A 13,536-nucleotide genomic window follows, 5' to 3' on the forward strand; every position below is an offset into this window, starting at 1 on the left:
GAGACCGGTATAACAGGAGCTACTGGAGTAGGCATAACGGGAAGTACCGGTATAACAGGATCGACTGGTGTAGGTGTAACAGGAAGTACTGGAGCGACAGGAACAACTGGTGTAACAGGAGCGACCGGCGTTACAGGTACAACAGGCGTAACCGGAGTAACTGGGGCAACCGGGATAAGTATTACGGGAAGTAGTGGAGCAACAGGTACAACAGGAACCACAGGTACAACGGGACTTACAGGTGCTACAGGTGCAACTGGAGAGACGGGTGCGACTGGCATAACAGGAGCTACAGGTGTCGGGACCACAGGAGTAACTGGCGCCACAGGTGTAACAGGAACGTCAGTTACAGCGGCTTCATCATACGCAGAGAATACAAGTGGTACAATTCTTGTTCTTTTGGGCGGAACGGCTGTAGCTCTGCCTAATAATCAAAACATTGGTACCGGAATTACCGTGAATGGAACCAGTGATACGTTTACTCTCGCTACGGCAGGACGTTATTATATTAGTTACAAAATCAATCTTACTGCAGCGCTCGCTGTCCAATCTCGGATACTGCTGAATGGTGCTGTAGCTCCACCAAGTGTAATCTCGCCCGTACTTTCTCTTAGCCAATTAGCAACCGACTTTATTGTAACCGTCACAGCTGGATCAACCATTCAACTGCAATTGTTTGGTTTGGTTGCAACAGCAGTACTGTCACCTCCGGGTGCAACACTTAACATTATTCGATTAAGCTAAATTAGAAAAAAAGAGACGAACCCTTCTGGGATCGTCTCTTTTGACTATCTATGCACGATGTGGCATCTATTCAAGAACAATTTCAACAGCTGTATTAAGCTCAGGCAGACCTGTAAGCTGGACAAGGACATCTTTTGGAACTGCTTTATCCACAGTCAGAATCATGATTGCAGCACCACCGATAATTTTCCGTCCCACTTGCATGGAGGCAATGTTGACATCATTTTGACCAAGCAGCGTACCTACCCGTCCGATGATACCTGGCTTATCGTTATGGGAGATCAAAATTTGGTGACTTTCTGGAGCGATATCAACCGGGAATTTGTCCAGGCGTACGATCCGTTCTCCGTAACCAGCAAGCAGCGTACCAGCTACACGGCGTTCCTCTGCTTCTTGTGTCGTTACCAACGTAACTGTGATGAGGTTAGTAAACCCTTTGGTTGTGGATGTTTGGCTTACAACCACATTCAGATCGCGGGTTTTGGCCAGATGCATGGAGTTAACGATATTTGCTTCTCCGCCCAGATGTCTTGCGAGAATGCCCTTAACAATGTAACGAGTGAGAGGCGACGTATCTACTTCTGAAAGGTCACCTGCATAGTCAATTCGAATCTCTTGCACTGCATTTTGTGTAATTTGGGCTGCAAAGCTACCCAGGGTTTCACCAAGCTTAAAGTACGGCTGGAGTTTGTTCATAACCGTTGGCGCAACAGCTGGCATGTTTACAGCGTTTTTGAACGGTTCATTCCGCAAAATATGAAGAACCTGCTCCGATACATCAATCGCTACATTTTCTTGTGCTTCCACGGTGGATGCACCCAGGTGAGGCGTAACGATGATACTTGGGTGGTTCAAGAAAGGGTGATCATGTGCTGGTGGCTCGCTTTCAAATACGTCAAATGCAGCACCTGCAACAATACCTTCATCGATCGCTTCCACAAGAGCCATTTCATCAATGACTCCGCCACGAGCACAGTTGATAATGCGCATACCCTTTTTCATGATTTCAAATTGTGCACGGGAGATCATGTGACGAGTTTCAGGTGTCAGAGGAGTGTGTACCGTCATGAAGTCGGCATTACGAATGATGTCATCCACGCTGGCCAGTTTAACTTGAAGTTTCTCAGCGCGTTCCTGGGTCAGAAACGGGTCATATGCGAGAATATCCATACCAAAGGCTTTGGCGCGTTTGGCAACCTCACTACCGATTCGTCCCATTCCGAGTACGCCCAGAGTTTTATTTCTGAGTTCCACACCCAAGAAGGTTTTACGATCCCATGTACCTTGAATGGTTTTGGCGTAAGCCTGTGGGATGTGACGTGCCAATGCCATCATCATGGCAAATGTATGCTCACATGTCGTGATGGTATTACCATCAGGCGCATTAATAACGATGATACCGCGTTGAGTGGCAGCCTCCAGGTCAATGTTATCCACCCCAACCCCTGCACGGCCAATGACCTTGAGATTTGTTCCAGCGGCCATAATACGATCGGTAACACGAGTTTGGCTTCGAACGAGAAGGGCGTCATAATTTCCAATAATAGCTACAAGCTCATCTTCACTAAGACCGGTATTTTTCTCAACTACAACATCATTTGCATCCACCAGTTGCTGAATACCCAGATCACTGATTGGGTCCGATACTAACACTTTGTACATGGTTTCTTCCTCCTTAGTATGTGTATCTATATCGTCAAGGACTTACCTCAGCCATGAGGTGTTCCTTAAAACCAGGTTCATTCTTCCGCTCAACAACGCGGTGTCGCAGCAGAGGGGAGAGGTGTAATAATAGAGTGGCCCCCACGTATATTCCTAAAAATAAATCAAAAAACTCTCAATCCACATACTGCTTGCGCAATAAGGGACGAGAGTTGTCGTGGTACCACCCTAATTCACTGCCGCTTCGCAACGACAGTCTTCGCGGTCAATAAAGACCGAAGAGGATAACGGCTCTAAACCGATTGCACCTACTCCAATTTCAATGCAATAACTCAGGAACGCTCAAGATCCATTGCCTGCCACCGATTTGCACCGTCCATCGGCTCTCTGTAAGAACAAAGCAACATCTTTTTTCCATCATCGTGTTTAACGTGACTAATTTTTTCATAATGTATCATGGCTAACATGACCATGTCAATAGGCATAAATGTTTTAATGCAGATGACTTGGATCACGTTCATTTATCAGCGGTTTACTATGGAAGATGCCTAAATCATATTATAAAAAGTAGTAGTGAATTTAAAGATTAAAAAAATAAATGAGTCGTTACGATGAGCCCGAAATTCGGGTAACAAAGGATAGGAAACCGGGACTTGAGGCAGGTCTTGAACCAATTTGGATTTTTGGCTATCATTTAGTATACTATCCGATTGGGCAGCCAAGTAGGTTATCCATCAAATATCTAGTAAGAGGACAGACGCAGGCGATGAAAAAATCAAAGTTTTCCAAGTTTAAGATTCAGAAGGCTGAACCACAGCAGCTTACCGAGCGCTTGCTTCTGATCAATCTATACTTTACACAAGGTTTAACTCTGATCATAGGAGTTATATGGATTTTATTGCAGAAGCGAAATCTGTTCGACGTGCTTGCTTGGCCTGAAAGTGTTCATTTTATTTGGTGGGGGCTTGGTCTTGCTGGCATTATGCTGGTCATGGATTTGGTTCTGTCCTATGTCATTCCTCAGGAGAGCATGGATGACGGAGGAATCAATGATATGCTGTTCAGGTCTCGCCCCATCTGGCATATCGTATGTATAGCAGCCATTGTCGCTATTTGTGAAGAATTGTTGTTTCGTGGAGCCATTCAGCATGCCATTGGGCCTTACTGGACTAGCATATTGTTTGCAGTAATTCATATTCGATATCTTCGCCACTGGATTCCTACAGGTTGGGTATTTGTTTCAAGCTATGGATTGGGTTGGATTTATTTGCAATCCGGCACATTGTGGGCGCCGATATTATGTCACTTTATTATTGATTTGGTGTCCGGATTAGCGATACGTTTTCGGAGGGGATCATGAACCAGCAATTAAGTAGAATGAAGACATATGGTAGTCAGCGCCACCGTCACTCGGACAAAACAGAGAAAACCGAGCGAACTTCGGCACCTCAAGTGAACTTGGTTGCTGAACCGGCTGCTGCATTGGAGGGGTCGGGGGCATCATTGTCCACCGTATCCGTACCAAGATCACAACGCAAGTCGTATGCTTCAGAATTGGAAAGCCCAGTGCTCCCCAGCCGGGCTCCAGCACGTTCCAAATCTTCGCGAAAAGCGACCGATGAAACGGTCACGGAAGCAGGTTCACTTCCTACCCGAACCGAGCTTCATCCTTCACGCAGATTGCGGTTAAGTAAACGATTTGTCAATTCACTCATCTTTATTTTTGTTTTACTCACGATCAGCCTTGTCTGGTGGGGCATAAAAGGGGCTCCGCCACTAAACACATTTCTTCCTTGGCCTTGGTAATGATAGTCTGGTTTGCTTCTGTGTTGATGGTGGTTTTCATATTAATAGTTCATATGTGGCGCGAAGCGCACCTCCACCGGGTCGTGGAGGATGAAGTTGAAGTAAACCGTTTACCCCTTTCGTTTGATGGAAGCGTCATTTTGTATGTATCCGACCTTCATAAGAGAAAATTGAGGCAGGAGGACATTAAGCCATTATTAGGCCAGGTGGACTGGGTTCTGATCGGTGGAGATGTGGCGGAAAAGGGGATTTCATGGTCTATCGTCAGACACAATATGCAACTACTGACCAATATCGCACCCGCTTATGCGGTTTATGGAAACCATGACAAACATGCGGGAACGGCTCAGTTGGCTCGGATTTTCCGGGAAACTGGGATTCGGCTTCTACAGGATCAGGTTGTGTCTCTTCAACAAGGTGATTCCAGCATAAAGCTCGCCGGTGCGGATTATCGGTCTCGAGAACTCAGTAATCACCTCACCGAAAAGGACAGGAATGATTGCTTGATTGTATTAATTCACGATCCACTTCAGGCAAAGAGTGTTCACGATTATGCTGATCTTGTCTTAAGTGGGCATACACACGGGGGACAACTGGTGATCCCGTTTCTTGGACCACTTTTTCTTAACAAAACTTACCGGAATGTGTCGAACGGATGGTACACCTTGAAACGGTTGAACGGTGATCCGGATGGCAAAATGCTGGTCAGCAGAGGTTATGGAACGAATCATTTGCCGCTCAGGTTATGCTGTCCAGCCGAGATGCACAAGATTACATTAAAATTAAAAAAATAACAAAATAAAACAGCCTTGATCTATATGGATCAGGGCTGTTTATCTATATTGTCATCTGGCTTGAAGCTCTATTGAACGAGGATCTACAAAAGAATATCCCTTGTTCTCCAGCTTTGTTAACAAATCATCTAGGGCTTCTACAGTCCAAGGAAGTTCATGCATCAATATATTACTTCCGGGATTTAACTGATCAAGCACGTTCTGAATGACTTTATCGGGTTTGTTCTGGGTGCTCTTGTCCCAGTCCAGCGATCCGTTGGACCATGTCATGTATAACATGCCATTTTCTTTGACTGTTTCTTTCAAAGCGTCATTACCAGAACCAAACGGAGGGCGGAAAAATTCAGGCTCCACACCAATCGTTTCTTTGACGATGTTTTGAACATCCGTTACCTGCTTGGCAGCTTCAGCAGTGGACATTTTCTTGAGGTCCTCGTGGTCCCAAGCGTGGTTGCCAATAATTTGCTCACGCTCGTAAATAAGCTTTAACAATTCCGGATGGCTTTTGACACGATATCCATTAACGAAAAATATGGCTTTGGCATCATGTTTGTCCAGTGTATCAATTAATCCATTAATCATTTCTGCTTCCTTAGGGCCGTCATCGAATGTCAGGAGAACGACCTTCTTCTCACCGTTTTCATCATTGGGTTTGATGTAATAATTTTCATTCATATGATATGTCTTCTCAATGTGTTGTTCTTTTTTATCCTCAGTTACTTCTGTTTCTTGCTCTTTTTCTTCTGTTTGCTCCAGGCTGTCTGGAGTCGAAGATTCGTCATCTTCCACGGAGTTTGAAGCACTTTCTTCACTCGGTACAGGAGAGACGGTTTCTTTCTCAGAAGCGGTGTTTTCGTTAGATGTTGCTTCCTGTGCTCCACATGCTGACAACAGGAGACATGCGGCAATAAGGATTGTGGCAGTCGTTCTAAACATAATTTCAACTCACTTTCCTGTATTTATGCGGAATGAGATGTGGTGCTTCCGCAAACACTAGTTGTGATCTTAACATAAGAGGAGGTTGGTGTAATGAAGGCGTCATCCTTTTTTTGGGGGATTGTAGTTGGCGTTGCTGCCAGTTCATATCTGTCCAAGGGCAAAGTTCCCATGTTGTCTTCACTCTCGTCCGGCAACATGATGGGCCAAGCCAAGCACAAGATGATGGAAATGACTTTTCCAGGCATGGATGGATTCAGCCCTAAGAATAATGAGCATAGTGAATCCCACAAAAGTGCATTGAAAAAAACAGCAAGAGCCATTACCCCGCAGGAAAGAGAAGAAAACATGAACATGCTCAAAGATTTTATTCGCACCAATCCGGATGTTAAACAAGAAGTTGAGCAAATTTTGACTCAAACAAACACAACAGTACCCGGTTTATAAACCAAAACTACTGGAATAGAATCAACCACAGTCTTGTATGATGTGGATTGATTCTTTTTTTGTCGATTTTACTTCGTGCATTTGCAGGTATAAAATGATAACATAACTACATAGATTTATTTTCAGCACATATTGTTTTGTGCTTCATAATCTGTTATAAGACTTGCTTATAAAGGGGAGATCCTGTATGAAAATAGAACGATTAAGTCACGATAAGATACGGATTTTCCTGACCTTTGACGATCTGAGCGAGCGCGGAATACAAAAAGAAGATATGTGGCAGGAAATACCTAAAGTTCATGAACTGTTCACTGAAATGATGGATCAGGCATATTCCGAACTTGGGTTCGATGCTACAGGTCCACTTGCTGTCGAAGTATTCGCACTTCCCGCTCAAGGAATGGTGGTCATTGTTACGCGTGGGAAATATGATCCGCAACAATATGGTTCGGGCAATGAGGATGATCTGCCTGAAGAAGTTTATGAGATGGAAGTTACACTGGAGCAGAGTGATTCCATTGTATATGCCTTTAAGGATTTTGAAGTCTTGATTGAGGCTGCACATATGTTGCGTCAACATGTAACGAATGCGGGAAGACTCTATTCCTATAAAGATAAGTGGTTCCTGCATCTGGAACCGGACGAAGTCGATACCACCAAACATGCTGCGTTAATAGCGCTGCTTGCTGAATTTGGTGAGGGTTCTTCGGTTACGCCAGCAGTAATGGAAGAGTATGGCAAAGTCATTATGCCTGAACAGGCTATTGAAGTGATCTGCACCCATTTCAAACGTCAGGATTAAAATCAATTGCAAACGCGTCTTAGTCAGAGGAGGGAATTTCGGTGCTTTTGTTTTCGGTTTTAGCGGCAGCAGTAGCTCCGGGTCTCGCCTTGTTAACATATTTTTATCTGAAAGACCGTTATGATTCTGAGCCACTTCATATGGTACTAAGAGTATTCGTCATGGGTATTTTGATGGTGTTGCCTGTGATGATTATTCAACGAGGTATGATGCTTTGGCTCGGAGATAACCCTTACGTTGAGTCAATTCTCATTTCTGGCGGGGTTGAGGAATTCGTCAAATGGTTTGTGTTATACCATATCATTTATAATCACACGGAGTTTGATGAGCCATATGACGGAATTCTATACGCCGTTGCTGTTTCACTTGGTTTTGCTACGGTGGAGAATGTTTTGTATGCCTTTGCGGGGAATGCATCCGTCTCAGCCATGTTTCTCCGTGCATTACTTCCTGTGTCAGGACACGCCATGTTTGCGGTGATTATGGGGTATTACATGGGGCGGGCCAAGTTTACGGATGGTAAGAAGAAACGTTGGTTCTTGATGCTCTCCTTACTGCTTCCATTTTTCTGGCATGCGCTGTACGATGTCATCATGAACACGATGACAAACTACTGGTTGTGGTTCATAGCACCGCTAATGGCGGGATTATGGTATGGAGCCATGGGCAAAATTACGCGGGCTAACAACCGCTCTCCTTTTCGATTTGTGAAACGGGAGGAAGAGATTAAATTATAGAAATACGGACACACTGGTGGACATGGAGCGCGTACTGCGCCTGATGCCCCGGTGTGTTTTTTTGTTTCCAAGCTAAAGAATTCCCGGGGAATGATCAACAGAAACGGGGACAGCGTAATGAGGATAAAAATTAAAATCAGATGCAAACAGTGCGGAGAGCGGTTTACGCTGCGCGGCAAAAAAGAAAGAGGGCGAATTGAGACCGGATTTAAGCAGTGTCTGTGTGACAATCGGGATCAATTTGAAATTGAAGAAGATGGCGGTACGTCTTGGATTCAAATGAACTAAACAGCTCGTAAAGAGTCAAACATTGTGCCGGCTGGAAAACCGATGCATAAGAGGACTTTCTTCGATCCACAATATAGATAGTGGTTCAGATGAAAGGAGACTCTACCGATGTATAAACGTTTAAGTTCAGTCATGTTTCCGATATTTGCAGTACTGCTGATCGGTGCCCTCGTATGGGGATACCAGGAGAACCAGGAGAAAAATGCGATCTTGATCAAAGCGGAGAATCAGTATCAGCGTGCGTTTCATGATTTGTCTTTCCATATGGACAAGCTGCACTCTGAAATCGGTAATACACTGGCGGTGAGCTCCACTTCCCAGGGTATGCACCGTAAAGGTCTGATGAATGTGTGGCGGCTTACCAGCGAGGCGCAAAATGAGATTAACCAACTGCCACTAACCATGCTGCCTTTTAACGAGACGGAGGAATTTCTTTCTCGAATCTCAAACTTTGCATATCAGGCATCCATGCGTGATTTAACCAATGAGCCACTAAGTGAGAAGGAAGTGGGCAACCTAAAAAGTCTGTACCAGAATTCCTCCGAGATCACTAAAAACCTACAGGAAGTCCAGCAAAAAGTACTTTCTGACCGCTTGCGCTGGATGGATGCCGAAACGGCCATGGCTACAGAAGAAAAAACAATGGATAATACCATTGTCGATGGATTTCGGACGGTGAACAAAAAAGTACAGGAGTATCCTGAACTGGATTGGGGCCCTTCGGTATCCAGCATTTATGCAAAGCGTTCAGTCAAAAAGCTGGATGGTATTCCGGTGTCAAAAGAACAAATTAAAAGCAAAGCTGCGAAATTCTCGAATGCAGACAGCAACAAGATCCAGGTTCAGGAGAATGGTAAAGGTACGGATTGGGAGTCCTATACCGCTACGATTAATCAAGGCAAAGAAAGCAAGTTGATGATGGATTTTACCCGCAATGGGGGCATGCTGATTTCCTACAGCGATACTAGACCAATCGGCGCCAAGAAGGTCTCACGTTCAGATGCCATGGCCAAAGCGGATCAATTCCTCGTTAACAAAGGCTACAAAAATATGAAAGCAGTAAACTACGATGAGTACGGTAACTTAGCAAACTTAACGTATGTTCGCAAACAAGGGGATACCTTGCTTTATCCGGAGAAAATGTCTGTACGCGTTGGTCTGGACACAGGAGACGTTACAGGCTTCCAGGCAAGTGATTATGTCTATGAGCATCAGAAACAGCGGCAAATACCAAAAGCGGCTCTTACGGAAGCACAGGCTCGCAAAAAGCTTAATCCTGAATTCGAGGAGAGCTATGCACGCAAATCATTAATTGAGAATGATTACAGCAAGGAAGTGTTATGTTATGAATTCGGTGGCCGTATCAACGGCACGAAATACCGAATTTATATCAACGCTGATACAGGCGTCGAAGAAGCGGTTGAAGAAATTAAACCAGTGAATGCAACTTCGTAGAATTTAAAGCCGAAACACATGAAATGTATACGAAACAGACCACATTGTGGTCTGTTTTTTTGTTATCCGCTATGAGAAAGGTCATGGTATAATAGTCCTTGTACATACGATGATGAATAGTAAGGTGGCGGTGAAGAGCTTGTATCCGAAAATTAATGAAATTTTACACATCCAAATTGCCTCAGCAGATGAAAAAGAAGAGAGCAAGGAATACAAATCCCGTATAGCAGACATGGATGACCAAAGTTTTTTAATTGAAGTACCAATGCAACAAGGTAGCAGTCGTTTGAAAAGATTATATTTCGGTGAAGAACTGTCCATCTCTTATATCACTGAAGATGGCGTCAGACATTATTTCAATACGTACGTGACCGGTTTTGAAGAAGATGTGGTAAGACTTGTGCGTATACGCAAGCCGCTGCCTGACGATATCTCGAAAATACAACGACGCAGCTTCTTACGTGTTCATGCGAATCTTGAACTAGCCATTCAAGCCGAAGATCTGACTCGTGCCGTGGGATTGACCGAGGATATAGGTGGCGGGGGCTTGTCTATATATGGAGAACCAAACTTCCCGATCGCGGAAGGACAAAAGTTGAACTGCTGGTTGCTGGTTCCCTATCGGAATTCTACGATTGAGCATGTGGCTTTCGAAGCTGAAGTCGTTCGCATTAAAACCCTGGAGTCTGGCAGACAGCTCTGCATGTTGAAATTTACGCAGATCACAGACTCGGAGCGTCAAAAAATCATTAAGTTTTGCTTTGAACGGCAGCTTGATTATCGTACGAAGTAGGGCATATTTTTTGAATAAAAAGGAAATATGGCGGGAAACGTAAGGGGAAAAACGGAGGTATCTGGGTATGAATCACCGACGTATATCCCGAAGATATGAGCGCCTGTACTACGTGTTCTCCAAACGAATGGAAAGAAGACTCTTTCAGCTAATTACAGTTTTATTCTTGTTGTTGGTAATATACCAATTGCTGCTTCAGGTTCCATATTTCAAGCGAAATGTGACCCTGATAGACCGGATGGAGGGAACACCAATTCATATGGAGCTTTCAACAGAAAGGGAACATTACTGAATTGGCTGTTTTTGCATCCATGTGTATAGTGTGGTATAATTTTCACGATGCAGGCAATGCCTGTTTTTTTATTGAGGCTTATCGTTTGAGGAGGAATGCCCCGTTGGCAAGCCAGAACACATCAGAGAACGGGAAGATGAACGTTGCAATTGACGGACCTGCTGGTGCCGGGAAAAGCACCGTGGCCCGATTGGTTGCAGAGGCGCTCGGTTATATTTACGTCGATACTGGCGCAATGTACCGTGCGGTAACCCTATACATGATTCGGAAAGGGATTTCTCCGGATAATGTAACAGAGGTACTTCAAGAAGCCCACAAACTGGTCATTGATTTACAGCCGGACCCGAGTGGACAGAAAGTGTTCTGTAACGGGGAAGATGTAACCTCGGAAATCCGCTCCCGTGAAGTTACGGGGATCGTGTCCCGATATGCGCAAATCGAGGGGCTGCGTTCGCAATTAGTGGATACTCAGCGGCAAATGGCTTTGCGCAAGGGCGTCGTCATGGATGGACGCGATATCGGAACGACAGTATTGCCCGATGCGGAAGTGAAAATCTTCATGACTGCCAGTGTGGAAGAGCGTGCACTTCGCCGCTTCAAAGAACTGGACCCCTCTGAAGGACTGACGTTGAAGCAACTAGAGCGAGACATTGCCACACGTGACAAATTGGATGAAGAGCGGGAAATATCCCCACTTCGCTGTGCCGAGGACGCAACCGTTCTTGATACAACCAAGATGAGTATTCGTGAAGTGGTTGACAAAATCGTATCTTATTGCACAATGGTCAGAGGAGAGGTTGGTCTATGATTTACACATTTTGCAGCACATTACTGCGGATCATTTACACCATTCTTTTCCGCCTGGAAGCAGTTGGACGGGAGAATATCCCGCAAGAGGGCGGCGTACTTTTATGTTCCAATCATATCAGTAACTTTGATCCTCCAACGGTAGGTATTAAAATTCGCCGGCAGGTACGCTTCATGGCCAAAAGTGAATTGTTTGATGTTCCGGTACTTGGGAAGATCATTAAGGCTGTGGGCGCGTTTCCCGTTAAGCGTGGAGGCGTTAGCAAGGAATCCATCAAAACTTCACTAAACATTTTGCGTAACGGTGAAGTGCTCGGCATTTTCCCATCCGGGAGCCGGCACAACGATGGAGGCATCGGCAAAAAAGGTGCAGCGAGCTTCGCTCTTCGGAGTGGTGCTACCGTTATCCCTACTGCTATTATCGGCAACTACAAGCTTTTTCGTAAGATGAAAGTTGTGTATGGAGCACCGGTGACTTTGGACGAGTTTAAGGAAGATCCTTCCGGTGACGCACTGGAAAGAGCAACTGAAAAGATTATGTCCAAAATTAATGAAATGGTGAAAACAGGCGTACCGAGCAAATAATTTGTTCTACGCCGAAAGTCTGAATGCATTGTTTCCATATTTTTGAGGGAAACTAATCCGAGCCATTCAGCGTTGAAAGTGTTTTGAACTCTGCTACAGGCAGGTTTGAATATAATGGGGTTTTTGAATTGAGGAGGGTATTTGACATGTCGGAAGAAATGAAAAATCAAGAAGCAACCCAAGATGAGTTGGATCAATTCGTTTCCTTGAAAAAAGGAGATACCGTAAAAGGAACCATCGTCAAATTGGAAGATAACCAAGCCTATGTGAGCATTGGATATAAATATGACGGTGTAATTCCAATTCGCGAACTGTCTTCATTGCATGTTGACAGCGCGTCTGATGCAGTAGAAGTTGGACAAGAAGTTGAAGCTAAAGTACTTAGCATCGACGACGAGAAGGAAAAACTCGTTCTGTCCAAACGTGCAATCGACAGCGAAAACGCTTGGGATCAATTGCAAAAGCATTTTGAAGACCAAGATGTATTCGAAGTTGTTGTAGCTGACGTGGTGAAAGGCGGTCTGGTAGCAGACGTGGGCGTACGTGGATTTATCCCGGCTTCCATGGTTGAACGCCATTTCGTAGAAGACTTCAGCGACTACAAAGGACGCACACTGCGCGTTAAAGTGAAAGAGATCGATCGTGAGAACAACAAAGTGATCCTTTCCCAAAAAGACGTTCTTGAGCAAGAATTCGAAGCTAACAAAGCTGAGGTTATGGCTGGTCTGCAAGAAGGCCAAGTTATCGAAGGTACAGTACAACGTTTGACTCAATTCGGAGCATTCGTTGATGTAGGCGGAGTTGACGGTCTGGTTCACGTTTCTGAGCTCGCTTGGACGCATGTGGACAAACCATCCGATGTCCTTTCCGAAGGTGACAAAGTCAGCGTTAAAGTGCTGAAAGTTGACCCGGAAAAAGGTAAAATCAGCCTGAGCATGAAAGCTGTTCAACCAGGACCATGGGAAACAGCTGGCGAGAAATTCAACACTAGCGATATCGTAACAGGTGTTGTTAAACGTCTGGTTGATTTCGGTGCATTTGTTGAAATCGCTCCTGGTGTTGAGGGACTTGTGCACATTTCACAAATTTCCCACAAACATATCGGCACTCCACACGAAGTGTTGAAAGAAGGTCAGGAAGTTCAAGTTAAGATTCTCGACATGAACCCTGCTGAGCAACGTGTAAGCCTGAGCATTAAAGAAACAGAAGAAGCTCCTGCCCAAGCGCCAAAAGCTGAAAGACCTGCTAGAAACAACGCTCCACGTGAAGAAATCAACAACCCGAACGTTTCCTTGAGCAATCAAGGTATGAGTATCACACTCGGCGAACGTTTCGGTGACAAACTCAGCAAATTCAAATAAGTTATTCATGCATGGTTCTTAGTTATA

At 44.8% G+C, this 13,536-nt stretch carries 15 protein-coding genes and 1 other annotated feature; of the genes, 13 read left to right on the forward strand and 2 right to left on the reverse strand.

All coding sequences use genetic code 11. The features are described from left to right. Window positions 1-744 (forward strand): BclA C-terminal domain-containing protein (locus MH144_RS24670; RefSeq protein ID WP_239304974.1); only part of this gene is annotated, 744 nt, incomplete at its 5' end. Window positions 745-810: 66 nt separating this feature from the next. On the opposite strand, the gene serA is transcribed toward MH144_RS24670, so the two are convergent. Beyond that, entirely contained in the window at window positions 811-2,406 is a 1,596-nt protein-coding gene (gene serA / locus MH144_RS24675; RefSeq protein WP_239304975.1) for a phosphoglycerate dehydrogenase, read from the reverse strand. A 198-nt stretch (window positions 2,407-2,604) separates the two neighbouring features. Then, window positions 2,605-2,836: a binding site (T-box leader), on the reverse strand. Between the two features lie 336 nt (window positions 2,837-3,172). Here serA and MH144_RS24680 point away from each other — a divergent pair. The 3 genes from MH144_RS24680 to MH144_RS24690 are packed head-to-tail and all read left to right on the forward strand — an operon-like array spanning window position 3,173 to window position 5,006. Continuing rightward, the gene (locus MH144_RS24680) at window positions 3,173-3,766 is read left to right on the forward strand and encodes a type II CAAX endopeptidase family protein (protein ID WP_239304976.1); all 594 of its coding nucleotides are present in this window, start codon (window positions 3,173-3,175) and stop codon (window positions 3,764-3,766) included. Next, the gene (locus MH144_RS24685) at window positions 3,763-4,212 is read left to right on the forward strand and encodes a hypothetical protein (RefSeq protein WP_239304977.1); all 450 of its coding nucleotides are present in this window, start codon (window positions 3,763-3,765) and stop codon (window positions 4,210-4,212) included. Before MH144_RS24680 ends, MH144_RS24685 begins: the two co-directional genes overlap by 4 nt. 53 nt (window positions 4,213-4,265) lie before the next feature. After that, window positions 4,266-5,006: a metallophosphoesterase gene (locus tag MH144_RS24690; protein ID WP_239304978.1), complete on the forward strand. Its 741-nt coding sequence runs from the start codon at window positions 4,266-4,268 to the stop codon at window positions 5,004-5,006. A 51-nt stretch (window positions 5,007-5,057) separates the two neighbouring features. Here MH144_RS24690 and MH144_RS24695 read toward each other — a convergent pair whose 3' ends face one another. After that, the gene (locus tag MH144_RS24695; RefSeq protein ID WP_239304979.1) at window positions 5,058-5,942 is read right to left on the reverse strand and encodes a polysaccharide deacetylase family protein; all 885 of its coding nucleotides are present in this window, start codon (window positions 5,940-5,942) and stop codon (window positions 5,058-5,060) included. 93 nt (window positions 5,943-6,035) lie between these two features. On the opposite strand from MH144_RS24695, the gene MH144_RS24700 reads away from it, so the two are divergent. The 9 genes from MH144_RS24700 (at window position 6,036) to rpsA (ending at window position 13,509) form a co-directional block, all read left to right on the forward strand. Next, the gene (locus MH144_RS24700) at window positions 6,036-6,389 is read left to right on the forward strand and encodes a hypothetical protein (RefSeq protein ID WP_239304980.1); all 354 of its coding nucleotides are present in this window, start codon (window positions 6,036-6,038) and stop codon (window positions 6,387-6,389) included. A 187-nt stretch (window positions 6,390-6,576) separates the two neighbouring features. Beyond that, complete coding sequence (locus MH144_RS24705) at window positions 6,577-7,191, forward strand: genetic competence negative regulator (RefSeq protein ID WP_239304981.1); 615 nt, start codon at window positions 6,577-6,579, stop codon at window positions 7,189-7,191. A 41-nt stretch (window positions 7,192-7,232) separates the two neighbouring features. Further along, the gene (gene prsW / locus MH144_RS24710; RefSeq protein WP_239304982.1) at window positions 7,233-7,928 is read left to right on the forward strand and encodes a glutamic-type intramembrane protease PrsW; all 696 of its coding nucleotides are present in this window, start codon (window positions 7,233-7,235) and stop codon (window positions 7,926-7,928) included. A gap of 117 nt (window positions 7,929-8,045) precedes the next feature. After that, window positions 8,046-8,216, forward strand: coding sequence for a hypothetical protein (locus tag MH144_RS24715; protein WP_164764345.1), 171 nt, complete (start codon window positions 8,046-8,048; stop codon window positions 8,214-8,216). Between the two features lie 108 nt (window positions 8,217-8,324). Beyond that, a complete protein-coding gene (ypeB, locus tag MH144_RS24720) occupies window positions 8,325-9,671 on the forward strand; it encodes a germination protein YpeB (RefSeq protein WP_239304983.1) in 1,347 nt (448 codons plus the stop codon). A 139-nt stretch (window positions 9,672-9,810) separates the two neighbouring features. Continuing rightward, entirely contained in the window at window positions 9,811-10,464 is a 654-nt protein-coding gene (locus tag MH144_RS24725) for a flagellar brake protein (RefSeq protein WP_239305099.1), read from the forward strand. Window positions 10,465-10,859: 395 nt separating this feature from the next. Further along, window positions 10,860-11,564 (forward strand): (d)CMP kinase, encoded by a 705-nt coding sequence (gene cmk / locus MH144_RS24730; protein WP_239304984.1) that lies wholly within the window; start codon window positions 10,860-10,862, stop codon window positions 11,562-11,564. Continuing rightward, complete coding sequence (locus tag MH144_RS24735; RefSeq protein ID WP_239304985.1) at window positions 11,561-12,148, forward strand: lysophospholipid acyltransferase family protein; 588 nt, start codon at window positions 11,561-11,563, stop codon at window positions 12,146-12,148. Before cmk ends, MH144_RS24735 begins: the two co-directional genes overlap by 4 nt. Window positions 12,149-12,294: 146 nt before the next feature. Further along, entirely contained in the window at window positions 12,295-13,509 is a 1,215-nt protein-coding gene (gene rpsA / locus MH144_RS24740; protein ID WP_095292903.1) for a 30S ribosomal protein S1, read from the forward strand. Window positions 13,510-13,536: the final 27 nt, after the last annotated feature.

It is taken from the genome of Paenibacillus sp. ACRRY (genome assembly GCF_022346995.1).
Classification (GTDB): domain Bacteria; phylum Bacillota; class Bacilli; order Paenibacillales; family Paenibacillaceae; genus Paenibacillus.